The following is a 22,675-nucleotide window of genomic DNA, read 5'->3' as shown; positions in this document are numbered from 1 at the left end:
TGTTTCAGGTGGTGCGCGGCAAACGCCCTCGCAGCGAGGCGGCATCGAACGGGCCGGGCTCGGCGATCAGCGCGCGCGCGGCGTCGACCTGGTCCCAGGTGTTCCACAGCAGCACGCCGCGCACGCGGCCGCCGTCGAGGTAATACACCACGCCCTCGCGGTTCGGCTCGCGCCAGTCCTCGACCACGGAGAGCCGCGTGTCGAGCAGGCCGACCGCCTCGTAGCCGAGGTCGAACAGGTCGGAATAGAAGAACGGCAGCGTGGTGTAGTCGCCGGCCACGCCGGCCATCGCGCGGCCGGCATGGCGGCCCATGCTGACCGCCGCGTCCTCGTGCTCCACCCGCAGGCGCCGGCCCAGTGCCGGGCTGTGGAAGTTGGCGACGTCGCCGGCGGCCCAGATGTCCGCATCGCTGCTGCGCAGGTGGGCGTCGACCACGATGCCGTCGTCGACCGTGAGCCCGGCCTGCTCGGCCAGCGCGGTGTCGGGCGTCACGCCGAGGCCGGCCACCACCGCTTCCACGCGTAGCAGGCTGCCGTCGGACAGCATCAGCTCCACGCCGCCGTCGGTGGGGTTGCTGCCCAGCACGCGCACGCCGCTGCGCACGTCCACGCCGCGGCTGCGGTAATAGTCGTCGAGGTAGTGCGCCAGGCCATCGGGGTAACGCCCCGCGCCAAGGTGCTCGCCGGGAAACAGCAAGGTCACCTTGCAGCCGAGGCTGCACAGCGACGCTGCCAGTTCGGCGCCGATGAAGCCGCCGCCGATCACCGCGATGAAGGCGCCGGGCTGGGCGTAGCGGCGCAAGGCCTGGTAATCGTCCAGCGTGCGGAAATGGATGATCCGTTCACCGCCCTCGAACGGCAGCCGCCGCGGCGTGGCTCCCGTGGCCAGCAGCAGGCGGCGGTAGCGGTAGCTGTCGCCGCGGTCGTCGCGCGCCGTGCGCGCCACCCGGTCCAGCGATTCGATGCGCCGGCCCGAATGCAGCGTCGCGCCGCTTTGCGCGGTGGCCAGGTCGATGTCGGCCACTTGCTTGTCGCCCTTCCACAGCGCCTTCGACAGCGGCGGCCGCTGGTACGGCGGCGGCGCCTCGGCGCCGACGAGGCCGACGTTCGCCGCCGCATCGACCTCGCGGATCGCCTTGGCGGCCGCATCGGCGGCCATGCCGCCACCGATGATCAGGTAATCGTGGATGTGTTCCATGTCTTCTCTCCCGGGCCGACGGATCGGCCCATGATGCACCGCTGCGGCAGCGATAGCGTGAAAGGGGCGCAGCCGGTGAGACGGCTGGACGTACACTGGACGCATCATCCCGGGGAAACGTTCCATGTCGCTTGCCGAAATCCTGCTGATCACCCTGGTCATCCTGGCCGCGCTGATGCTGCTGTCGCAGGTCGCATCGCTGCTGCGCGGCCGCGGCGACCCTGGCCTGGGCGCGAAGCTGGACGCCCTGAAGGACGACAGCGCCCGCGTCGAGCGCACCCTGCGCGAGGAACAGCGCGCCGGCCGCGAGGAACTGCAGCAGGGCTTCGACCGCTTCCGCGGCCACGTGGGCGAACAGCTCGGCGGCATGTCGCGGCAGCAGGCTGAGCGCATCGACGGCTTCGGCCAGCGCCTCGCCGCACTCACCGACGGCACCAGCCAGGGCCTGCAGACGCTGGCGCAGCAACTGGCCGAGGACGCGCGCAAGAGCCGCGAGGAAACCACGCTTGCGCTCAACCGTTTCGGCGAGCAGCAGCAGCAGCGCTTCAGCGCGCTCAGCGCCGAGCACGAGAAGCGCATGGGCGAGGTGCGCGCCACGCTGGAGGCCAAGCTCGGCGCAATCCAGCAGGACAACGCAGCCAAGTTGGAACAGATGCGCGCCACCGTCGACGAAAAGCTGCAGAGCACACTGGAGGTGCGGTTGGGCCAGTCGTTCCAGCTGGTCTCCGAACGGCTGGAAGCGGTGCAGCGCGGCCTGGGCGAGATGCAGAGCCTGGCCACCGGCGTGGGCGACCTCAAGCGCGTGCTCGGCAACGTGAAGACGCGCGGCGTACTGGGCGAAACCCAGCTCGGCGCGCTGCTCGAACAGTTGCTGACGCCCGACCAGTACGCCGCCAACGTGGCCGTGGTGCCCAACTCCGACGCGCGGGTGGAATACGCCATCCACATGCCCAACGGCATCGACGGCGCCGCACTGTGGCTGCCGATCGACGCGAAGTTTCCGCTGGAGGACTACCAGCGCCTGCAGGAAGCCCACGAGAACGCCAACGCCACCGCCGCCACGGACGCCGCCAACGCGCTGGAGCGGCGCGTGCGCGAGGAGGCCAAGCGCATCCGCAGCAAATACGTGGTGCCGCCGCACACGGTGGACTTCGCCATCCTGTTCCTGCCGACCGAAGGCCTGTTCGCCGAAGTGCTGCGGCGGCCGGGCCTGTTCGAGTCGCTGCAGCGCGACCACCACATCACGATCGCCGGGCCGACCACGCTGGCGGCAATCCTGACCAGCCTCAAGGCCGGCTTCCGCACGCTGGCGATCGAGAAACGCAGCAGCGAGGTATGGCAGCTGCTGGGGGCGGTCAAGACCGAGTTCGGCAAGTTCGGCGCGGTACTGGACAAGGTCAAGAAGAATCTCGACCAGGCCAGCAACCAGATCGATGCGACCGGCGCGCGCACCCGCGCGATCGAACGCAGGTTGCGCGGCGTGGAGACCGCGCCGGGCGAAGTCTCTCGGCAGTTGCTGGACGACGACGTGCCCGCGCCGGACGAAAACGACGACGCGGAAGCGTGATTCCCCCGTCCCGCCTGCACCTGCGTCGCCTCGACGCGGGCGCTAAACTGGCCCACCCGCCACCCGAGATCCCCTTATGAGCGAGCAGCGCCACCCGAACGACGTCAGCCAGGAACAGGCCGAGGAAGCCGTGCGCACGCTGCTGCGCTGGGCCGGCGAGGACCCTTCGCGCGAAGGCCTGCTGGACACGCCCAAGCGGGTGGTGAAGGCGTACCGCGACTGGTTCGCCGGCTACGACTCCGATCCGGGCGACTACCTGCGCCGCACCTTCAAGGAGGTGAACGGCTATGACGAGATGGTGGTGCTGCGCGACATCGAGTTCGAGAGCCACTGCGAGCACCACATGGCGCCGATCATCGGCCGCGCCCACGTCGGCTACCTGCCGACCAATCGGGTGGTCGGCATCAGCAAGCTGGCCCGCGTGGTGGACGGCTTCGCACGCCGCTTCCAGGTGCAGGAAAAGCTCACTGCGCAGATCGCGCAGTGCATCCAGGAAACCCTGCAGCCGGCCGGCGTGGCGGTGGTGGTGGACGCCAGCCACGAATGCATGACCACCCGCGGCGTGCACAAGCGCGGCGTGTCGATGGTGACCAGCCAGATGCTCGGCACCTTCCGCGACGACGCGCGCACCCGCGCCGAGTTCCTGCAGTTCATCGGCATCCACGGCGGCCACCGCTGAACGTGCGGCTGGCTGCTGCCGCGGCCCTGCTGCTGGCATCGATGGCGGCGCTGGCCCAAGACACCCGGGCGGCCTATCTGCAGATGTTCGACCGCGACGGCGATGGCCGGGTCAGCGAAGCCGAGTACCTGGCGTACATGGGCCGCGGCTTCCAGGCGATGGACCGCAACGGCGACGGCATTCTCGAAACCGACGAATTGCCGGGTGGCCGCGGCCCGCCGATCACGCTCATGGAATACCAGGACAACCTGCGCCGGCAGTTCCACCAGCTCGACCGCAAACGCGACGGCTTCCTCGACGCCCGCGAACTGACCGCGCCGCCACGTTGACACCCCTGGAAAAGACGCAGGAGCGTACCCTGTACGCGATGTGCTTCATCACGTGACGGAAAGCACCGCGCACAGGGTGCGCTCCTGCACAGGCCTCGGGCCGGGGGACAAGCTGCGCGTCAGGCCGAAATCGCCAGCTTCTCCGAGCGGTACAGCTGCGCCGTCGCCAGCACCGCGAGCAGTGCCGCCGCCAGCGTGCCGGCGAAGCACAGGCCGAGTTGCGCGGCGCTGACGCCGTCGCCGCGAAGCAGTTGCATGATGCCGAGGTTCTGGCCCAAGAGCGGCACCGCGTACATCCACGCCTGTGCCTTGATCGGCATGAACGACAGCAGCAGGCTGGGAATGATCGGCACCAGCATCAGCAGCGAGATATAGGTCTGCGCCTCGCGGTAGCTCTTGGCAAACGCCGCCACCATCGACTGCAGCGCCGCCAGCAGCAGCACCAGCGGCAGCATCAGCAGCAGCACGTAAGTCGCGAAATGCAGGCCGAGATCCAGCTCCATGCCGATCTTGCCGGCCGGAATGAACTCCCCCACCACGGCGAACGCGAGCAGGGTGATCAGCAGGCTGGCGACGGAGAACGCGCAGATCGCCGCCAGCTTGCCGCACAGGATCTTCCAGCGTGCCACCGGGTTGGCGAACAGCGGCTCCAGCGATTGCCGCTCGCGCTCGCCGGCGGTCAGGTCGATCGCCAGGTACATGCCGCCCATGAAGATGGTGATGACGAAAAAGTACGGCAGCATCGCGAACATCAGCACCGCGCGCGACTGCGGCGTGGCCTGGTCGCGCCGGGCCACCTGCAGCGGCCACGCCGTGCCCGGCGACATCCCGCGTGCGACCAGCCGCATCGCACCCTGCTGCCGCGCGTAGCTTTCCACCAGCTGGCTCACCCGCTCCACCGAGCCGCTCGCGTCGCGCTGCGAGGAGTCGTAGAACAGCTCCACCTGCACCGGCTCGCCCTTGCGCCAGGCCTTGCCGTAATCGGCGGCGATGCGCAGCACCACGTCGGCGTCCTGCTGGCGCACCGCCCGCGCGGGGTCGGCCACCGGCGCGCCCGGCAGCACGCCGCCGGCCTTCAGGGCACCGAGCAGGTTCGGTGCGTACTCGGCGCCGATCACCGGCACCGACAACGGCTTCTCGGCCTTGTCCAGTTCGCGGTTCAGGGTGAGGTTGATCAGCATCACGAACAGCAGCGGCCCCAGCAGCGGGCCGGTGAGGAACGCGCTCATCAGGGTGCGGCGGTCGCGCAGGTTCTCCTTCACTTCCTTGAGGAACACGCTGAGGAAGGCGCCGCCACGCCGGGTTTTCGATGGGTTCGTGCTCATGCCGCCAGTCCCTCTTCGCTGCCGATGATCTTCACGAAAGCATCTTCGAGATTGCTCTCGCCGGTTTGTGCGCGCAGCGCGTCGGGCGATTCGTCGGCCACCACGCGGCCGTGCGCGATCACCACGATGCGGTCGCACAGCGCGGCGACCTCCTGCATGATGTGGCTGGAGAACAGCACGCAGCGGCCCTCGTCCTTCAGCCGCCGCATGAACTGGCGCAGCGCGCGGGTGGCCATCACGTCGAGGCCGTTGGTCGGCTCGTCGAGGATCACGTTGCGCGGGTCGTGTACCAGCGCGCGGGCAATCGCGGTCTTCACCCGCTGGCCCTGCGAGAAGCCCTCGGTGCGGCGGTCGGCGATGTCGTCCATCTCCAGTGCCTTCACCAGCGCCTCGCGCCGGCTCGCCAGCAGCTCCTCCGGCAGGCCGTGCAGGCGGCCGAAGTAGTCGATGTTCTCGCGTGCGCTGAGCCGCTTGTACAGGCCGCGCGCATCCGGCAGCACGCCGAGCCGACGGCGCACGCCCAGCGGATCGACGGCCGCGTCGATGCCGTCCACCAGCACCTGGCCGCGGTCGGGCGTCATCAGCGTATAGAGCATGCGCAGCGTGGTGGTCTTGCCGGCGCCGTTGGGGCCGAGCAGGCCGGTGATCTCGCCGTCGCGGGCGCTGAAGCTGACGCCGTCGACGGCTTTCACCGTGCCGAAGGCCTTGTGCAGATCCCTGACTTCGATCACGAGACGTCACTCCGGTTGAGACATGCATCCCGGCCGACGGTGAACAGCGACAGTGTGGCCAGCGTCGGAAGCAGGACAAGGGAATAGAAATTCGGCGCCTTGAGCAGGGCGGCAGCGAGAATGGCCGCAGCCCACAGCACGGAGTTCGCCAGCACGTAGCGTCTTTTCATGGGGTGGCTCCATTGAAGTCGATGAAGATCGGCGTGGGCTGCAGCCGGTCCAGGCAGCTCGCGTCCAGCGTCTTCGGCTCGAGTTTCTCGACGAAACGCTGGATCAGCTGCGGCGTGCAGCCGGCCGCCATCACGCTGTGCGCCTGGCCCTTGAGCGTCAGCACGCGCGCGTTCGGCAGGCCTTTCGCCACCGCCTCGGCGTAGCGCGGCGGGGTCACCGGGTCGTACTGGCCGGCCAGCAGCAGCACCGGCTTGGCGGTCTTCAGCGGCGCATGGAAATCGGCCGGCCGCGTGCCCTTGGGCCACACCGAGCAGACCGCCTTCAGCGCATCGACCATGCGCGTGCCCAGGATGGTCTGCGCATCCTGCGGGCGCGTCGTCAGCAGGTCGGCATCCTCGCTGCAGATGACCGAGTACTGCATGCCGCTGCCCATCAGTTCGGACAGCTCGCCGGACAGCAGCTTGGCCTGGCCCAGCAGCGGGCCGACGTCGCCGCGGGCGGCCGCGTCGATCGACAGCGGCAGCAAGGCGGCGGTGGCCGGCGTATAGGCGAACATGCGCACGACGCTGGCCAGCGAGTCCTCGTCCAGCATCCGCTTCACCGTCTGGTAGCTCTGCGGGTCGCGAAAGCTGACCTGGTGCGGGTTCGCGCGCAGCGCATCACGCAACTGGTACAAGGTCTGGTCCGGGTCGCCGAACTGCTTCTTGCAGGCCGGCTCGGCGGTGCAGCGGGCGAACTGCGCCTTCAGCGCGTCGTCCAGGTTGCGCGCGAAATCCTCGCCCAGCGCCAGCGCGTTCGGCACCGCGCTGTCCAGCACCGCGCTGCGCACCGCGTCCGGGAAGCGCCTGAGGTACTGCTGCGCCATCCGCGTGCCGTACGACACGCCGAGCAGGTCGAGCGGCGGCGCGCCGAGCGCCTGGCGCACGTCCTCCAGGTCCTGCGCGGCGACCGTGGTGGTGTAGTAGCGCGGATCGGCGTGACCGGCCAGCTGCTTCAGGCACTCGGCGGCGGCGGCGCGCAGCTTGCCGGCGTCGAACGTGCTGTCGTCGGCGGGCGTCGCCGCCTCGGCGGACGCCTTGCAGTCCAGCGCATTCGAGCCGCCGGTGCCGCGCTGGTCCAGCAGCAGCACGTGGCGATGCGCCAGCAGCGGCTTGAGCACCGACGCCACCAGGCCGGCCGAGTCGGTCGCCGCCTGGCCGGGGCCGCCGGCGAGGAAGGCCAGCATGTCCGGGCTGGCCACCTGCGCGCGCGAGCGCAGCACCGCCAGCTTCAGCCTGATCGTGCGGCTGTGCGGATCGGCGCGGTTCTCCGGCACCGGAAACTCGGCGCACCACGCCGCCGTGCTGAGCCCGCTGTTCGGCTGCACCAGTTCGCATGCCGCCAGGGTGACGGCACCCAGTTGCCAGGTGGCCGGCGTGGCCGGCGTCACCTTCACGGCGACAGCCGGCGAAGCCGCGCTCGCGGCTGCCGGCGGCCCCTGATCCTTGTTCTGTTCGCGATGCCGAGCGCTCTGGCTGGCCACGAAGATCGCCACCGCGATGGCGACCGCCGCACCGATGCGTGCTCCGGGTTTCATGCTCACCTGCTGCTCCCTGGGTCAAAAATCGATTCAATCGGACGTCCAAACAATTTCGCGATCCTGAACGCCAGCGGCAGGCTGGGGTCGTACTTGCCGGTCTCGATCGCGTTGACGGTCTGCCGCGACACATCCAGTTGCTCGGCCAGATCGGCCTGCGACCAGCCGTGCTCGCTGCGCAGCTCGCGTACGTGGTTATCCATGGCGGCGGTAGCGCCGGACGACCAGCAGCCTGGCGAGGCCAAACGTGGCGAACAGGCACGGCATCACCCAGATCGCCACTGCCCCACCGCGCACCTGCGAACCGACATCCGCCAACAGCAGCAAGCCCGACAGCACGATCAGCACCACGTAGGCCAGCATCGCCGGGAGGAATTCGCGCAGGTAGCGTTTATGGACGGCGCGCATGGCAGGCTCCCGTGGTGGCGGCGGACAAGGGCTCAGGCGTCACGGGGCTGCCCGCCGGCGGCGCGGCGGCGCCGCCAATGGAGGATGCCCTGCACCAGCACGACCAGCACCGCCGCTGCCGCCATGCCCACGAACAATCCGGTGTCGAAGGCATCGTGGCGGCGCCAGGCAAGCCAGCCCACCACGGCGATCAGCCCGGCCACCAGCAGGATGCGCCAGCGCAGCGCGATGCCAGCCTCGTCGCCGGCGCAGGCCGGTTCGTTGCCGTAGTGGCGCACCACCCACCATCGCGCCACTTGATAGCCGACCACCATGAGCGGAAATACCCAGAGCAGGATCGAGCCATCCAGCGGCACGACGCCCGCCGCCGCCAGGAAGCCGCCGACCAGGCTGGCCACGCCCACGACGGCCGTGGATGCCCCCAGCGCGATCAGGTGCGTGCGCTGCTCCAGCTCGTCGCCGTGCCGCACCCGCTGCGCCATCTGCCAGATCACGTAGAACACCGGCAGCGTCGGCAGCAGTGCCAGCACGACCCGCAGCGGCAGGCTGGCGGCGCCGCGAACGAGCGGCCACGCCAGCAGCAGCACCACGACATACAGCACCATCGCCAGTGCTACCCGGCTCCGGTAGCGCCCTTCGGTAAAACGCGTCATGCCGCCGTCCTCACCAGTGATTCCAGATGACCGCCGGCGCCCCTGCGCGCCTGGCGATCCCCCCTGTCATGTCAAGCGAGCTTGACAATTGCAGGTTAGACAACCTTCCCGGCAAATGTCAAGGACGCTTTACAAGACGGCCCCAGCCGGTGCGCAAACGGTCGCGAAATGTGAAAACGGGATGATGACTGCGTATTGAATAAGTGACATAGTTCGCAGTTTGAAGTGCCGATTTTTGTCATGGAAGACTGACAAAACACAGGAAATCCTTGCCCAGCCTCAAATCCCGCCTTCTCGCGAGCGGCCTGGTGTCTGACGTAACCGTTTACATGTTGATGTTGGCATGCCGTTTGCTTATGGCCCTGCGCCAGTTCCTCAAATCCACCCGGAGAGAATCGTCATGATGTTCAAGAAAACCCTGCTTGCCGCCGCCGTATTCGCTCTGGGCGGTTTTGTCTTCCCCGCCGGTGCCGCCACCAATCCGGCCACCAGCACCTTCCAGGTCAAGCTGAAGATCAACAAGGCCTGCACCGTTTCCACGGGTGCCGCGCTGGACTTCGGCAGCACCGACGCCAACTCGACCGGCAACCTCACCACGTCCGCCAGCAATATCAACGTCACCTGCTCGAAGAAGACCGCCTACAGCGTCGACCTGACGCCGACTTCCAACAGCGCTGACGGCACAGGTTCCATGAAGGGCGGCATCGTTGGCAACGCCGACACCATCGCCTACGCGCTGTATCAGGACAGCGGCGACACCACCGCCTGGGGCAACGGCGCCAACACGCTGAGCGCCACCAACGGCCTCGTCGTCGGCAACGGCACGGCGCAGAACTACACCGTTTACGGCAAGGTGCTGGGCACCAACCTGAACGTCCAGCCCGATACCTACACCGACACCGTCACTGTCAGCGTGGCTTACTGAGTCGATGATCAATCGCCCGCTGTGCAGGCTGCTGCTGTGCGCCGGCCTGGCCTTGGTCGGTGCTGGCGCGTGGGCCAGTGGCCTGCAGGTTGCGCCGGTTTCGCTGACCTTGCAGCCCGCGCAGCATGCCGACGGACTGTGGCTCAGCAATACCGGCACCGACCAGATACACGCGCAGGTGCGCGTGTATCGCTGGACACAGGTCAATGGTGCGGACCAGCTGACTCCCTCGCAGGAGCTGGTGATCAGCCCACCGATGCTTGGTATTCAGCCGGGCGGCCGGCAGCTGATCCGGGTAATCCGGATCGGTGCGCCGCCCTCCGGCAACGGCGCCGTGGAAGCTGCCTATCGTCTGGCCATCGATGAACTGCCGGTGCACACACCGGGCAAGCGCGGCTTGCAGTTCGTGTTGCATTATTCGGTGCCGGTGTTCGTCGAGCCCCAGGGCGAGGCGGCCGCAACGGTCAACTTGCACTGGCAGCTGCAGCGTGATGGCGACCGCATGACACTGGTGGTGTCCAACGCCGGCACCGGCCACGCGCAGCTGGCCGAACTCATCTACGTAAGTGACAAGGGCAAGCGCACGACCATCGCCGGCGGCCTGCTGGGCTATGTCCTTCCCGGCGCCACCATGCACTGGCCGCTCAAGCAGCCGGCTTCGGTCTTCGCTGAAAACGGCACGTTGGAGGCAGCGATCAATGGCGCGCAGGCCACGCAAACGCTCTCGCTGGCCGATCGCGCTCGCTGAGTCGCTACTGCTGCCCTGCCTGCTGACCATCGCCACGCGCGCGACGGCGGCAGACGCGGTCCGCAGCCCCGACAGCGGGGACGGCTCGGCCCTGGCGGCCGATCCGGTAGGTGCGATGGCCACCATCGACGCCACCGATCTGTACCTCGACCTGATCATCAACGGCACCGAGCGGGGGCTGGTGCATCTCGGCTACCGCGACGGCACGCTGTGGGCCACGCGGGCGACGCTGCAGCAGCTGGGTTTCATGCTGCCGACGGACAGCCCCGATCCCGTCCGCCTGGACAGCTTGCCGGGCGTACAGGTGCGCTACGACGCTGAACAGCAGTCTGCGACCTTGACCGTGCCGCTGAAGCTGTTGCATCTGTCCACCAGCGTGCTCAACGCACAGAGCGCCTCGGTTCCCCACGCCAACGCCTCGCCCGGCGCGCTGCTCAACTACGACATCTACGCCACGCGCGACACCCAGGGAGGCGCCAGCGCGAGCGCGTACACGGAACTGCGTGTGTTCGGCGGCCCCGGCACGCTGAGCAGCACCGGGCTTTCGCAGACCAGCCGTACGAGTGGCGACTGGCATGGCCGCTCGGTTCGCCTGGATACGACCTGGAGCATGTCGTTCCCCGAACGGATGCTCACCATGGATGTGGGCGACACGCTGACCGGCGCCACCGCGTGGTCGCGTCCGACTCGCATCGGCGGCGTGCAGTTCGGCACCAACTTCGCGCTGCAGCCCTATCGCGTCACCGCGCCGCTGCCGCAATTCCTCGGCCAGGCCACGCTGCCCTCGCAGGTGGAGCTCTACATCAACGGCATGAAGCAGTACAGCGGCCAGGTGCCGGTCGGCCCGTTCCAGCTCAACGCGGTACCGGGCATCAGCGGCGCCGGCAATGCCCAGCTGGTGTTGACTGACGCGCTGGGCCGCGTCTCCACGGTGGACTTCTCGCTGTACAACACCCAGCAGCTGCTGCAGAAAGGGCTGACCGACTGGTCGGCCGGGTTTGGCTTCGTGCGCGAGGATTACGGCCTGCGGTCGTTCTCGTACAGCCGCGACCCGATGGCCAGCGGCAGCTGGCGCCTCGGCCTCACCGACCAGTTCACCGCCAGCGCCCACGCCGAGGTCACGCAAGGCTTGGCCAACGCCGGTGTCGGCGGCGATTGGCTGCTCGGCCATGCAGGCATCGTGTCCGGCTCGATGGCACGCAGCCAGCATGACGGGCTCGACGGCTCGCAGCTGAGTCTCGGCTATCAGTGGATCAACAGCCGCTTCAACTTCGGCGTGCAGGGTACCCGCAGCAGCAGCGGCTACCGCGACGTGGCCGCGCTGTACGGCAGTCCGTCGCCGCGGTTGAGCGCCAGCGCGCAGGCCGGCATGAGCACCGATGGTTTCGGCAACTTCGGCGTCAGCTATGTGCACCTGCGCTACCTGGAACAGACCAGCCGCTACGCCAGCGGCTACTGGTACAAGTCGCTCGGTCGCAGCGCTTCGATCAGCCTGAACCTCAACCAGAACCTGGACGTGTCGCGCGACCGCAGCGTCTTCCTGAGCTTCAGCCTGACCTTCGATGCGCGGACCTACATGAGCGCCGGCGTGCAGCGTCAAGGCAACCGCAACCTGTTCGATGCCAGCATTTCCCGCTCGCTGCCCACCGACGACGGGTTCGGCTGGCGCACACAAACGCAACAGGGCGACGGCAGCCATGGCGGCCTGGCCGAACTGGATTACCTGGGCCGCTACGGTCAGACGCAGGTCGGTCTCGTGAACTTCGGCGGGAACAGCAGCGCCTACGCCGGCGCCAGCGGCGCGCTGGTGCTGATGGACGGCCACGCGTTCGCTGCGCGCAGCATCTACAACGGCTTCGCGCTGGTCTCCACCGATGGCATCCCCGACGTGCCAGTGAAGCTGGAGAACAATCTGGTCGGCCATACCGACCGGCATGGCCTGCTGCTGGTGACACCGCTCAATGCATACCAGAACAACAAACTCAGCATCGACCCGATGCAGTTGCCGGCCGACGTGCGCATCGGCCACGTGGACACCAACGCCACCCCCGTCGACCGCGCCGGCACCCTGGTGAACTTCGGCATCACCCCGGTGCGCGCTGCCTCGGTGCTGCTGCGCGACGACGCGGGCAAGCCGCTGCCGCTGGGCAGCCAGGTGCGCCAGCGCGGCCAGCCCGGCGACCCGGCGCTGGTCGGCTTCGATGGCGCGGTATACCTGGACACGCTGGACAAGCACAACGTGCTGGAGGTCAGCTTGCCCGAAGGCGGCACCTGCAACACCGGATTCGACTATCGTAGGCAGGGTGATGGCATCCCGCAGATCGGGCCGCTTACCTGCGCCAAAAAGGGGGCGCCATGAACCGTCGTATCCATATCTACCTGTGGTTGGGCGCGCTGTTCGTCGCCTGCCAGTGGCTGGCTCCCGCCAGCATGGCGCCATTGCGCACCGCACAGGCCAGCGTGCCCGGCATCACTTGCACTGCGATCACGACCAGCATCAATTTCGGCAACGCCGACCCGACCGCCGGACTTACCTACTTTCGTAACTTCAACAGCGACGTCAACCTGAATACCACGGGTTTCCTGACCTACTACTGCACGAACACCTCATCGGCTCCGCAAAACATCGACGTGTGCATAAGTATCGGCAATCCCGGGGGTTCCAGTCAGCGATCCATGGGCGGACCGAAAAACGGCTCGCTCGATTATCAACTCTACAAAGATGCCGGCAATACCCAAGCCTGGGGCAGCAAGTACAACACGCCAGGCAAATGGGGCACGCCTTACATCGGCACCGTGGCAGTGCCTGCCAATGGCACATCAGCTCCCATCACGCTACCGATCTACGCCGCCATCGACAGTAGCCAAGGTATCAGCTGGACAACGAACAAGACCGGCCCATACAGCGCTACTTACGGCAACGGCGACGTAGCCTTCGACACGGGACCGGCGAACACTGGCTGCAACAACGCTTCGGGTGGAGGCACTATCAGCGGTTTTCAGGTATTGGCCAACTTGGTTCCGACTTGCCAAGTCGCCACCAATCCCCTGGACTTCGGCGGACTCGACGGTGACCCCAGCAATGCAGCCGCCACCACCACGCTTACGGTCAGTTGCGTGAACGAGACCGGCTATCGTGTCGGCCTGGACAATGGCAAGAATTGGGATGGCACCACCCGACGCATGCGCGGTGGCCCCACGCACAGCGACTACGTTCCGTACCAGCTGTACCACGGAAACTGCAGTACGAAGTGGGGTAATACCGACGGCACCGATACGCAAACCGGCACCCAGCCGTCGCAGATGTTTACCGTGTGCGGCAAGATTCCGCCAGGTCAAGGCTCGGCGACGCCTGGCGACTATTTCGACGCCGTCACAGTGTACGTTTACTACTGACGGATACTCGGCAAATCTCATTCGCGCTTATCAATAGACCACGCGTACCACCGCCGTATCCTCGTAATCGCCCAACGGGACCTTCTGCCCAGCGGGCACCGAGCCCGAAACGGCCAGGTGAATTGCCGTGGGGCCAAGCCCCTTGACATGGATCGCCTCGCCAGCCGGCCAGAGGTTGCCGTTGGCGCGCAGTTCGTAAGCCATGCGGACGCCGGACTGGCTGCGCATGGTGCGGTCGCCCTCGAGATAGACGGCTGCGGGCGTACCCCGCGCACACGTCACATCAATGGAGCCAGGCGATGCCGTGCCCGTGGCCGCACCGCCAGTGGTGTAGGGCGCCAGGGTCAGCGGCTGGGTTTGCACGCTGCACGAGGCCACCACGGTCACCGAGATCCGGAAACTGGCCGTAGCTTGACCAGCGACGGAAGGAAACGAGACCAGGGCGATGACTGCCATAAAAGCGGAAAGCAGCATCGGGACCAGCGCCAACCCGCCAGCCTGTCCTCCGCGACCGAATGCGCGATGGATGGCTTCCCGGCAAAGGCGACGCCCCGCCCACAAACCGACTGACCATTTCATTCCGTTCACCTCTCCAGGTGCCCCGGCCATGACGGGGTTCCTTGAGTGGCTTTCGGCGCGCTCCGCCCGAGCTTTACCGGCTTGAGCCCGCCGATGCCGGAAAACGTGACGGACGTCACGTTAATGGCGGGTCGGGGCCGAACTTCGCCGCAGCCACCTGTCGAACCGTCGATTTACCCCTACCCGCGTGAGCTGCGCGTGAGATGACGCGCGCGGGAAACACCGTCATCGGCCCGCCCCTCATGGCGTGAGGCGTGGCCAGATGTCATATCGGCGTGAAAGCGGCCAGCTTTATCAGCGCGAGGAAACGTACTTCTCGCGGCGGATCTGCGGCACCGGCAGGCCGAACTCCTTCAACGTGTTGAAGGCGGCGTCGACCATGTTGGGGTTGCCGCACAGGTAGGCGATGTCGCGCTCGGCATGCGGGGCCAGTTCGGTCAGCACGTTCTGCACGTAGCCGTAGCGATCGGTGGGGCGGGGCAGCACGCGGGCCTCGCGGCTGAGGCAGGCATGGAAGGCGAAGCCGGGGTGGGTGCTGGCGAACGCCTCGAACTCCTCGCCGTAGAGCAGCTCGCCCTCGTTGCGCGCGCCGTACAGCAGCACCACGTCGCGGCCGCCCTGCGCCAGCAGCTTCTCGATCTGCGGCAGCATGGCGCGGTAGGGGGTGACGCCGGTGCCGGTGGCCAGCAGCAGGTAGCGCGGGTGGGTGTCGGCCTCCTGCAGGCAGAAGCGGCCGTAAGGGCCGCTGGCATCGATCACCCCGCCGACCGGCAGCTCGCCGAGCAGCTTGGTGGCGGCGCCGCCGTCGACGTAGCTCACCGCGATCTCGATGCGCCCGACGGTCACGGACGCGCCCGGCGAGCTGCCGTCACCGGTGGTGGCGATCGAATAGCTGCGCTTGGTTGCCGTGCCGTCGTCGTAGTGGAAATGCACCTGCAGGAACTGCCCGGGCTGGAACACCAATGGCTGGCCGTCGACGCGCTCGAACACCATGTGGCGCACCGCGGGCGCGAGCATGCGGCTGTCGAGGAGACGGAGCTGGAAGTGGTCGGCCATGGGGCGGGTTCCGGAAACGGTGTGTGCCGTCCGGCAGGGCCGGACGACGGGACGTAGCCCGCTATAATAAGGGCTAACCCCCTCGGTGCAGCCCATGTCCCCGCAGTCTCAAGATAAGGCCCCGGCGCTTGTCGTCGACAACCTGCGCAAGACCTACGGCAACGGCGTCGAGGCGCTGAAGGGCATCAGCCTGACCGTGCAGCCCGGCGACTTTTTCGCCCTGCTCGGCCCCAACGGCGCCGGCAAGTCCACCCTGATCGGCATCCTGTCCTCGCTGGTGAACTCCACTTCCGGCGACGCGCGGGTATTCGGCATCTCGGTGAACCGGCAGCGCAGCGAGGCGATGCGGCTGATCGGACTGGTGCCGCAGGAGATCAACTTCAACCAGTTCGAGAAGCCGTTCGACATCTGCGTGAACGAGGCGGGCTTCTACGGCATCCCGCGCAAGATCGCCGCCGAGCGCGCGGAGAAATACCTGAAGGAGCTGCGCCTGTGGGACAAGGCGCAGATGCAGGCACGCACGCTGTCCGGCGGCATGAAGCGGCGGCTGATGATCGCCCGCGCGATGATGAACGAGCCCAGGCTGCTGATCCTCGACGAGCCCACCGCTGGCGTCGACATCGAGATCCGCCGCTCGATGTGGCAGTTCGTCAGCGCCATCAACGCGGCCGGCACCACGGTGATCCTGACCACGCATTACCTGGAGGAGGCCGAGTCGTTGTGCCGCAACATCGCGATCATCGACCACGGCACGATCATCGAGAACACCAGCATGAAGCGCCTGCTGGCGACGCTGGACGTGGAAACCTTCGTGCTGGACGTGACCACCATCCCGGCCGAGCTGCCGAGCATTCCCAACGTCACCCTGCGCCGCCGCGACGACCACACGCTGGAGGCCGAGATGGCCCGCTCGCACGACCTCAATTCGCTGTTCGCGACGCTGTCCGCGCACGGCATCGCAGTGACCTCGATGCGCAACAAGACCAACCGGCTGGAGGAGCTGTTCGTGCGGCTGGTGGAGAACGGCCGGCACGAACCGGGCCGGGAGCGCGCCGCATGAGCCGCAACGCCGCCGCCAACCTGGTCGCCCTCAACACCCTCGTGCGCCGCGAGATCGTGCGCATCATGCGCATCTGGACGCAGACGCTGATCCCGCCGGCGATCACCATGACGCTGTACTTCGTGATCTTCGGCAAGCTGATCGGCAGCCGCATCGGCAGCATCCAGGGCGGTTTCAGCTACATGCAGTACATCGTGCCGGGACTGGTGATGATGAGCATCATCACCAACAGCTACGGCAACATCTCCAGCTCGTTCTTCGGCGCCAAGTTCAGCCGCGCGGTGGAAGAAATGCTGGTGTCGCCGATGCCGAACTGGGTGATCCTCACCGGCTACGTGGCCGGCGCGGTGGTGCGCGGCCTGGTGGTCGGCGTGCTGGTGCTGGTCATCGCGCTGTTCTTCACCGACCTGCACGTGATGCACCCGCTGATCACGTTCGCCTCGGTACTGCTGGGCGCCACCATCTTTTCGCTGGCCGGCTTCGTCAACGCGGTGTACGCGAAGAAGTTCGACGACATCGCGCTGGTGCCTACCTTCATCCTCACTCCGCTGACCTACCTCGGCGGCGTGTTCTATTCCGTCACGATGCTGGGCGAGCCGTGGCAGGCGATCTCGCGCGCCAACCCGATCCTGTACATGGTCAACGCGTTCCGCTACGGCGTGCTCGGCATCAGCGACGTGCACGTGGGCTGGGCCTTCGTGGTGATGCTCGGCTTCGTGGCGGCGCTTACCGTGTTCGCGCTGCAGCTGCTCAAGCGCGGCGTGGGGCTGCGCTCCTGAAAAAGCTGCAGGGGTGCACCCTGTGCGCGACGCTCTTGCATGACGTGACGAAGAGCCATCGCGCACAGGGTGCACCCCTGCATCGAGGGTGGAAATGCGCGTCAACAAATACATCAGCGAAACCGGCCTGTGCTCGCGCCGCGAGGCGGACGAGCTGCTGCTGGCCGGGCGCGTCAGCATCAACGGCGCGGTAGTCACCACCGGTGCCAAGGCGCTGGACGGCGACGAGGTGCGCGTGGACGGCGAGATCGTCAAGGCGCGCATGCTGGCCGCCACGCCGGCGGCGAAGAAGGCCGTCTACATCGCGCTGAACAAACCGGTCGGGATCACCTGCACCACCGATCCGGGCGTGTCCGGCAACATCGTGGACTTCGTCGACCACCCGCAGCGGATCTTCCCGGTCGGCCGGCTCGACAAGGATTCCGAAGGGCTGATCCTGCTGACCAGCAACGGCGACATCGTCAACGAGATCCTGCGCGCGGAAAACCACCACGAGAAGGAATACCTGGTCGGCGTGAACAAGGCGGTCACCGACGAATTCCTGGCCGGCATGGCCAAGGGCGTGCGCATCCACGGCCAGATGACCCGACCCTGCCGCACCCGCCGCATCGCCAGGTTCGGCTTCTCGATCGTGCTGACCCAGGGCCTGAACCGGCAGATCCGCCTGATGGCTGCCGCGTTCGGCTACCGGGTCACGCAATTGCGCCGCGTGCGCATCGTCAACGTGAAGCTCGGCCACCTCAAGGTCGGCCAGTGGCGCAACCTCACCGAGGCCGAGTTGAAGGGGCTGTTGCCCGGGCGCACTCAATGGTGATTCTCGCCTCCCCCTGCTTGCAGGGGGAGGCTGGGAGGGGGTGAGGCTCTTGCTGCAAATCACCCCACCCCAACCCTCCCCTGCAAGCAGGGGAGGGAGTGGCACCGGCAAGCCTCAGGCGGCGGGCAGGCTCTGCAAATCCCAGCGCGGCCGCACTTGCACGGTCTCGTCCTGACGCTGGCCGCTGGCCAGGCGGATCGCGCCGGCCAGCGCGATCATCGCGCCGTTGTCGGTGCAGAAGTCCAGCCGCGGGAAATACACCCGGAAACCATCCTTTTCGCCGGCTTTGGCCAGCTCGCTGCGCAGGTGGCGGTTCGCACCCACGCCGCCGGCAATCACCAGCCGCTGCGTGCCGGTGGCCTCCAGCGCGCGACGGCACTTGATGACCAGCGTGTCGACGATCGCCTCCTCGAATGCGCGGGCGACGTCGGCGCGGGTCTGCTCGCCTTGATCCGACTTCTGCCAGGCCAGCAGCACCTGGGTCTTCAGGCCGGAGAAGCTGAAATCCAGCCCCGGCCGGTCGGTCATCGGGCGGGAGAAGCGGAACGCGCCGGCCATGCCCTGCGCGGCCAGCTTCGCCAGCGCCGGGCCGCCGGGGTAGGGCAGACCCATCAGCTTGGCGGTCTTGTCGAACGCCTCGCCGGCGGCGTCGTCCAGGGTGTCGCCCAGGATCGTGTAGCGGCCGATCGCCTTGACCTCGACCAGCATCGAGTGACCGCCGGAAACCAGCAGGGCCACGAACGGCGGCTCCGGCGGATCGGCCTCCAGCAGCGGCGCCAGCAGGTGGCCTTCCATGTGGTGCACCCCGATCGCCGGCACGCCCAGCGCCCAGGCCAGCGCGCGCCCGACCGAGGCCCCCACCAGCAGGGCGCCGACCAGGCCGGGGCCGGCGGTGTAGGCCACCCCGCCCAGGTCGCGCACGCCCAAGCCGGCCTGGGCCAGCGCCTCGCGGATCAGCGGCAGCAGCTTGCGCACGTGGTCGCGGCTGGCCAGTTCCGGCACCACCCCGCCGTAGTCGGCGTGCAGCTTGATCTGGCTGTACAGGGTGTGCGCCAGCAGGCCGCGGCCCGGCGCGTCCGGCTCCCAGCGCAGCAGCGCCACCCCGGTCTCGTCGCAGGAGGTCTCGATGCCCAGCACGGGCTTTGAAAGTTCGTCAGTTTCCACGGTATACTTCGCGGCTCGCCCTGTTCAACAGTCCCGTCATCGGGGCAGATTACCACTCGGAGTTTCCATGCCCAACGTAAAAGTTCGCGAGAACGAGCCGTTCGAGATCGCACTGCGTCGTTTCAAGCGTACCTGCGAGAAGGCCGGCGTGCTGGCTGAAACGCGCAAGCGCGAGTTCTACGAAAAGCCGACCCAGGAGCGCAAGCGCAAGCGTGCCGCCGCGGTGAAGCGCCACCTGCGCCGGCTGTCGCGCGACGTCTCGCGCAAGGTCCGCCTGTACTGAGTTTCCGCTCGCCGTTCATCGGCGGGCCGCCCGCGTCTTCACGCGGCGCATGCAGGAAACACGGTCGGCGCGGGTTCTCGCAGCCGCCGCAAGCACTCCGGATTCGACCTCGGCCGGTGTTGTCCCCAGGACAACGCCGGCTTTGTCGTTTCCGTAGAATGACCCACCCGATCCCGAGGCTCCCGCCATGACGCTCAAGCAGCAGATCACCGAAGACATGAAGACCGCCATGCGCGGCGGCGACAAGCAGCGGCTGGGCGTGATCCGGCTGATGCTGGCGGCGATCAAGCAGCGCGAAGTGGACGAGCGCATCGAGCTGGACGACGCGCAGCTGCTCGGCGTGCTGGAGAAGATGCTGAAGCAGCGCAAGGACTCGGTCAGCCAGTACGCCGCCGCCGGCCGCGAGGACCTGGCCGACGTGGAACGCGCCGAGATGACGGTGATCGAGGGCTATCTGCCGGCCAAGCTCGGCGACGCCGAGATCGATGCCCTGATCAGCGCCGCGATCGCCGACACCGGCGCCAGCTCGCCGCGCGACATGGGCAAGGTGGTGGCCGCGGTGAAGGAAAAGGCCGCCGGCCGCGCCGACATGGGCGTGGTCTCGGGCAAGATCAAGGCGCGCCTGGCCGGCTGAGCGTGCCGGCCACCAGCAGCAACCCCAGCAGCACCAGCACGCCGGCGACCACCGCCAGCGCGATGCAATGGCGACGCCGGCGCAACCGCTGCCAGTTCGCCACGTCGAGGAAATAGCGGCCCTCGCCCGGGCAACGCAGCACCGCAAGGACGACCAGCCGGTGCCAGGCCATGCCCGGTTTCAGTTCCAGCTGCTGCGCCGTGCAGGCGGTTGCCGCGGTAGTGGCGGCGGCCCGCTCGAACGCGCGCACAATCGCGCGCTGCCTCAGCATCATCACCGTACTGATCACCATGATTCGTCACTCCCGGCGCCGGCCTGGAAGCTTGCCGCGCCGCGCCCGCACTGGCAAGGCGCCATGCATCGCGTTCACGCCCGTCCCGCTACAACAGCCTGACTCGCGGCTCCCGCCGCACGGGCGATCGTCGCTGCAGGAGAAACGCATGCTGAAGTGGGCCATCATCTTCGCCATCATTTCGCTGGTCACCGGCTGGCTCGGTTTCGGCGGTGTCGCCGGCGTGACCGCCACCATCGCCAAGGTGCTGTTCGCGTGCTTCGTGATCCTGTTCCTGCTGGCCGTGCTGGCGCTGATCGGCGTGATCAGCCTGTTCTAGGCTTGCTCGCCGCCCTGCCTGCGACATTTCGCCTCAGCCCAGCGCAATCCGCCCGAGCCTCCCCGGCGGCGACCGACTAGACTAGGCGGTCTATGCGCGGCCTGATTCCCGACAGCTTCATCGACGAACTGCTTGCCCGCGTCGACATCGTCGACGTGATCGAGCGGCGCGTGCCGCTGAAGAAGGCCGGGCGCGAGTGGACCGCGTGCTGCCCGTTCCACAACGAGCGTACGCCGTCGTTCTATGTCAGCCCGGCCAAGCAGTTCTTCCACTGCTTCGGCTGCGGTGCACACGGCAGCGCGGTGAAGTTCCTGATGGACTACGAGCGGCTGGAGTTTCCGGACGCGGTGGAGGAACTGGCGCAGACGGTGGGCCTGACCGTGCCGCGCGAGGGCGGCCGCGAGGCGGCGCCGCGCGAGGACAAGACCGACCTTTACGCGCTGCTCGACGCCGCCGCGGCCTGGTACGAGGGCGAGCTGCCGCGCAATGCCGACGCCCAGGCGTACTGCAGGAAGCGCGGGCTGGACGCGGAGACGATCCGGCGCTTCCGCCTCGGCTGGGCGCCGGCCGGCTACGACGGTGTGATCAAGGCGCTGGGCAACACGCCGCGGCGGATGGAGCTGCTGAACGAGGCCGGCATGGTCGCCTCGAGCGAGCGCGGCAGCAAGTACGACCGTTTCCGCGAACGGCTGATGTTTCCGATCCTCGATCGCCGCGACCGCGTCATCGCGTTCGGCGGGCGGATTATCGAACGGTCCGGCGAGGGATCGCCGGCGCCTGATGCTCGCACGCAGGACGCGCGCAAAAGCGACGGCCCCAAGTACCTCAACTCGCCGGAAACCCCGCTGTTCCACAAGGGCCGCGAGCTGTTCGCGCTGTGGCAGGTGAAGCAGGCCAACCCGACGCTGGCTCGCATCGTGGTGGTCGAGGGCTATATGGACGTGATCGCACTGCACCAGGCCGGGCTGCCGATTGCGGTAGCCACGCTGGGCACGGCGACCACGCCCGAGCACACCGAGGTGCTGTTCCGCGCCGCGCCGGACGTGGTGTTCTGCTTCGATGGCGACCGCGCCGGCCGCGCGGCGGCGTGGAAGGCACTGGAATCCGCGCTGCCGCGGCTGCGCGACGGCCGCCAGGCGTACTTCCTGTTCCTGCCCGACGGCGAGGATCCGGATTCGCTGGTGCGCAAGGAAGGCAAGGCCGGCTTCGAGCAACGCATCAGGGACGCGATGCCGCTGTCGGACTATTTCTTCAATGAACTGTCGCACGACGTCGACATGGCCAGCCTCGACGGCCGCGCCCGGCTGGCCGAGCGCGCGCGCCCGCTGATCGCGAAACTGCCCGACGGCGCGTTCCGCGACCTGATGGCGCAGGAGCTGGAGAAGCGCAGCGGTGCCCGCGCGGTGCTGCAGGCCGACCCCGCCGCCCACCGCGCCATGCAGCGACCCACGGCAGTGCAGCGCAGCCTGGTGCGCAGCGCGATCTCGCTGCTGCTGGCGCAGCCGGGCATGGCCGACCAGGTGGAGAAGCCCTACCGCTTCCTGCGCCTGGACAAGCCCGGCGTGGAACTGCTGGCCGAACTGCTCGACCTCGCACGCGCGCGTCCCGGCATCAACTCCGCGATGCTGGTGGAGCACTTCGCCGAGCGGCCGGAATACCCTTCGCTGCAGAAGCTGATGGCGGCGCTGGCGGTGGGCGAGCTGGAGGCGCAGCGCAGCGAATTCTTCGATGCGCTGGCGCGGATGGAAGACCAGGCCATCACCCAGCGCCGCGATGCACTCACCGCGAAGAGCCGCGAGGCGGCGCTGGACCCCTCCGAGAAGACGGAGTTGCGCGAGCTGCTGGCTGCCCGCGTGCGGCCGCCGGTGGCCTCGGCCTGACCGCGATGATGTGCCGCCTGCCCGCCCGCCCTGCACCGGCCGCCGGATTCCATCCGGCTGCGGGATCCTGCCGGGCTGCGGCCGGGCAGGATCCGCACCAAGCGCAAGG

26 protein-coding genes are annotated in these 22,675 nt (G+C 67.8%); 14 read left to right on the top strand and 12 right to left on the bottom strand.

The window, feature by feature from the left end:
• Positions 1 to 4 precede the first annotated feature (4 nt).
• Positions 5 to 1,198, bottom strand: coding sequence for an NAD(P)/FAD-dependent oxidoreductase (locus R2APBS1_RS01500; RefSeq protein ID WP_015446588.1), 1,194 nt, complete (start codon positions 1,196 to 1,198; stop codon positions 5 to 7).
• 124 nt (positions 1,199 to 1,322) lie between these two features.
• Here R2APBS1_RS01500 and R2APBS1_RS01495 point away from each other — a divergent pair, with 124 nt between their 5' ends.
• The 3 genes from R2APBS1_RS01495 (at position 1,323) to R2APBS1_RS01485 (ending at position 3,773) form a co-directional block, all read left to right on the top strand.
• Positions 1,323 to 2,765, top strand: a complete 1,443-nt coding sequence (locus R2APBS1_RS01495; RefSeq protein ID WP_015446587.1) for a DNA recombination protein RmuC — start codon at positions 1,323 to 1,325, stop codon at positions 2,763 to 2,765.
• A gap of 76 nt (positions 2,766 to 2,841) precedes the next feature.
• Complete coding sequence (gene folE, locus R2APBS1_RS01490; protein ID WP_015446586.1) at positions 2,842 to 3,444, top strand: GTP cyclohydrolase I FolE; 603 nt, start codon at positions 2,842 to 2,844, stop codon at positions 3,442 to 3,444.
• Between the two features lie 2 nt (positions 3,445 to 3,446).
• Entirely contained in the window at positions 3,447 to 3,773 is a 327-nt protein-coding gene (locus R2APBS1_RS01485; RefSeq protein ID WP_027489590.1) for an EF-hand domain-containing protein, read from the top strand.
• 119 nt (positions 3,774 to 3,892) lie between these two features.
• Here R2APBS1_RS01485 and R2APBS1_RS01480 read toward each other — a convergent pair whose 3' ends face one another.
• Genes R2APBS1_RS01480 through R2APBS1_RS01455 form a run of 7 tightly spaced genes read right to left on the bottom strand, consistent with a single transcriptional unit; the run spans position 3,893 to position 8,637 of the window.
• Positions 3,893 to 5,098: an ABC transporter permease gene (locus tag R2APBS1_RS01480; RefSeq protein WP_015446584.1), complete on the bottom strand. Its 1,206-nt coding sequence runs from the start codon at positions 5,096 to 5,098 to the stop codon at positions 3,893 to 3,895.
• Complete coding sequence (locus tag R2APBS1_RS01475; RefSeq protein WP_007514002.1) at positions 5,095 to 5,829, bottom strand: ABC transporter ATP-binding protein; 735 nt, start codon at positions 5,827 to 5,829, stop codon at positions 5,095 to 5,097. Before R2APBS1_RS01475 ends, R2APBS1_RS01480 begins: the two co-directional genes overlap by 4 nt.
• Positions 5,826 to 5,999: a hypothetical protein gene (locus R2APBS1_RS19975; RefSeq protein ID WP_015446583.1), complete on the bottom strand. Its 174-nt coding sequence runs from the start codon at positions 5,997 to 5,999 to the stop codon at positions 5,826 to 5,828. The genes R2APBS1_RS01475 and R2APBS1_RS19975 overlap by 4 nt, the downstream gene beginning before the upstream one ends.
• Positions 5,996 to 7,576, bottom strand: coding sequence for an alpha/beta hydrolase (locus R2APBS1_RS01470; RefSeq protein ID WP_015446582.1), 1,581 nt, complete (start codon positions 7,574 to 7,576; stop codon positions 5,996 to 5,998). Before R2APBS1_RS01470 ends, R2APBS1_RS19975 begins: the two co-directional genes overlap by 4 nt.
• Positions 7,577 to 7,578: 2 nt before the next feature.
• The gene (locus R2APBS1_RS01465; protein ID WP_015446581.1) at positions 7,579 to 7,779 is read right to left on the bottom strand and encodes a helix-turn-helix transcriptional regulator; all 201 of its coding nucleotides are present in this window, start codon (positions 7,777 to 7,779) and stop codon (positions 7,579 to 7,581) included.
• Positions 7,772 to 7,984, bottom strand: coding sequence for a hypothetical protein (locus tag R2APBS1_RS01460; RefSeq protein ID WP_015446580.1), 213 nt, complete (start codon positions 7,982 to 7,984; stop codon positions 7,772 to 7,774). Before R2APBS1_RS01460 ends, R2APBS1_RS01465 begins: the two co-directional genes overlap by 8 nt.
• A gap of 32 nt (positions 7,985 to 8,016) precedes the next feature.
• Complete coding sequence (locus R2APBS1_RS01455) at positions 8,017 to 8,637, bottom strand: hypothetical protein (RefSeq protein ID WP_015446579.1); 621 nt, start codon at positions 8,635 to 8,637, stop codon at positions 8,017 to 8,019.
• A 400-nt stretch (positions 8,638 to 9,037) separates the two neighbouring features.
• Between R2APBS1_RS01455 and R2APBS1_RS01450 the strand changes: the two genes are divergently transcribed.
• Genes R2APBS1_RS01450 through R2APBS1_RS01435 form a run of 4 tightly spaced genes read left to right on the top strand, consistent with a single transcriptional unit; the run spans position 9,038 to position 13,706 of the window.
• The gene (locus R2APBS1_RS01450) at positions 9,038 to 9,562 is read left to right on the top strand and encodes a Csu type fimbrial protein (RefSeq protein WP_015446578.1); all 525 of its coding nucleotides are present in this window, start codon (positions 9,038 to 9,040) and stop codon (positions 9,560 to 9,562) included.
• Between the two features lie 4 nt (positions 9,563 to 9,566).
• Positions 9,567 to 10,310, top strand: a complete 744-nt coding sequence (locus tag R2APBS1_RS01445; RefSeq protein ID WP_015446577.1) for a fimbrial biogenesis chaperone — start codon at positions 9,567 to 9,569, stop codon at positions 10,308 to 10,310.
• The gene (locus tag R2APBS1_RS01440; protein ID WP_015446576.1) at positions 10,261 to 12,669 is read left to right on the top strand and encodes a fimbria/pilus outer membrane usher protein; all 2,409 of its coding nucleotides are present in this window, start codon (positions 10,261 to 10,263) and stop codon (positions 12,667 to 12,669) included. The genes R2APBS1_RS01445 and R2APBS1_RS01440 overlap by 50 nt, the downstream gene beginning before the upstream one ends.
• On the top strand, positions 12,666 to 13,706 hold the full coding sequence (locus tag R2APBS1_RS01435; protein ID WP_015446575.1) for a Csu type fimbrial protein: 1,041 nt from the start codon (positions 12,666 to 12,668) through the stop codon (positions 13,704 to 13,706). The genes R2APBS1_RS01440 and R2APBS1_RS01435 overlap by 4 nt, the downstream gene beginning before the upstream one ends.
• 30 nt (positions 13,707 to 13,736) lie before the next feature.
• Here R2APBS1_RS01435 and R2APBS1_RS01430 read toward each other — a convergent pair whose 3' ends face one another.
• Positions 13,737 to 14,285: a spore coat protein U domain-containing protein gene (locus tag R2APBS1_RS01430; protein ID WP_015446574.1), complete on the bottom strand. Its 549-nt coding sequence runs from the start codon at positions 14,283 to 14,285 to the stop codon at positions 13,737 to 13,739.
• Between the two features lie 294 nt (positions 14,286 to 14,579).
• Entirely contained in the window at positions 14,580 to 15,341 is a 762-nt protein-coding gene (locus tag R2APBS1_RS01425; protein WP_015446573.1) for an FAD-binding oxidoreductase, read from the bottom strand.
• Between the two features lie 94 nt (positions 15,342 to 15,435).
• Between R2APBS1_RS01425 and R2APBS1_RS01420 the strand changes: the two genes are divergently transcribed.
• The 3 genes from R2APBS1_RS01420 to R2APBS1_RS01410 all read left to right on the top strand — a co-directional run bounded on the left by R2APBS1_RS01420 (position 15,436) and on the right by R2APBS1_RS01410 (position 17,994).
• Positions 15,436 to 16,401, top strand: coding sequence for an ABC transporter ATP-binding protein (locus R2APBS1_RS01420; protein ID WP_015446572.1), 966 nt, complete (start codon positions 15,436 to 15,438; stop codon positions 16,399 to 16,401).
• On the top strand, positions 16,398 to 17,180 hold the full coding sequence (locus R2APBS1_RS01415) for an ABC transporter permease (protein WP_015446571.1): 783 nt from the start codon (positions 16,398 to 16,400) through the stop codon (positions 17,178 to 17,180). Before R2APBS1_RS01420 ends, R2APBS1_RS01415 begins: the two co-directional genes overlap by 4 nt.
• Positions 17,181 to 17,274: 94 nt before the next feature.
• Positions 17,275 to 17,994 (top strand): pseudouridine synthase, encoded by a 720-nt coding sequence (locus R2APBS1_RS01410; RefSeq protein ID WP_015446570.1) that lies wholly within the window; start codon positions 17,275 to 17,277, stop codon positions 17,992 to 17,994.
• Positions 17,995 to 18,108: 114 nt separating this feature from the next.
• On the opposite strand, the gene tsaD is transcribed toward R2APBS1_RS01410, so the two are convergent.
• The gene (gene tsaD / locus R2APBS1_RS01405; RefSeq protein WP_015446569.1) at positions 18,109 to 19,158 is read right to left on the bottom strand and encodes a tRNA (adenosine(37)-N6)-threonylcarbamoyltransferase complex transferase subunit TsaD; all 1,050 of its coding nucleotides are present in this window, start codon (positions 19,156 to 19,158) and stop codon (positions 18,109 to 18,111) included.
• A gap of 67 nt (positions 19,159 to 19,225) precedes the next feature.
• Between tsaD and rpsU the strand changes: the two genes are divergently transcribed.
• Together rpsU and R2APBS1_RS01395 are read left to right on the top strand one after the other, a co-directional pair.
• The gene (rpsU, locus tag R2APBS1_RS01400) at positions 19,226 to 19,441 is read left to right on the top strand and encodes a 30S ribosomal protein S21 (protein ID WP_007081639.1); all 216 of its coding nucleotides are present in this window, start codon (positions 19,226 to 19,228) and stop codon (positions 19,439 to 19,441) included.
• Between the two features lie 187 nt (positions 19,442 to 19,628).
• A complete protein-coding gene (locus tag R2APBS1_RS01395) occupies positions 19,629 to 20,075 on the top strand; it encodes a GatB/YqeY domain-containing protein (RefSeq protein WP_015446568.1) in 447 nt (148 codons plus the stop codon).
• Here R2APBS1_RS01395 and R2APBS1_RS01390 read toward each other — a convergent pair.
• Complete coding sequence (locus R2APBS1_RS01390) at positions 20,053 to 20,367, bottom strand: hypothetical protein (protein WP_007514044.1); 315 nt, start codon at positions 20,365 to 20,367, stop codon at positions 20,053 to 20,055. The two genes, R2APBS1_RS01395 and R2APBS1_RS01390, sit on opposite strands and share 23 nt — an antisense overlap.
• A 148-nt stretch (positions 20,368 to 20,515) precedes the next feature.
• Between R2APBS1_RS01390 and R2APBS1_RS19475 the strand changes: the two genes are divergently transcribed.
• Both R2APBS1_RS19475 and dnaG read left to right on the top strand, forming a co-directional pair.
• Positions 20,516 to 20,686, top strand: a complete 171-nt coding sequence (locus R2APBS1_RS19475) for a DUF1328 domain-containing protein (protein ID WP_007514046.1) — start codon at positions 20,516 to 20,518, stop codon at positions 20,684 to 20,686.
• A gap of 92 nt (positions 20,687 to 20,778) precedes the next feature.
• Positions 20,779 to 22,566 carry a DNA primase gene (gene dnaG / locus R2APBS1_RS01380; RefSeq protein ID WP_015446567.1) on the top strand — a complete coding sequence of 596 codons (1,788 nt, stop codon included), beginning with the start codon at positions 20,779 to 20,781 and terminating at the stop codon, positions 22,564 to 22,566.
• The last annotated feature ends 109 nt before the right edge of the window (positions 22,567 to 22,675 follow it).

Source organism: Rhodanobacter denitrificans, assembly GCF_000230695.2.
Lineage (GTDB): Bacteria > Pseudomonadota > Gammaproteobacteria > Xanthomonadales > Rhodanobacteraceae > Rhodanobacter > Rhodanobacter denitrificans.
This window is presented reverse-complemented; position numbering and strand designations above follow the sequence as displayed.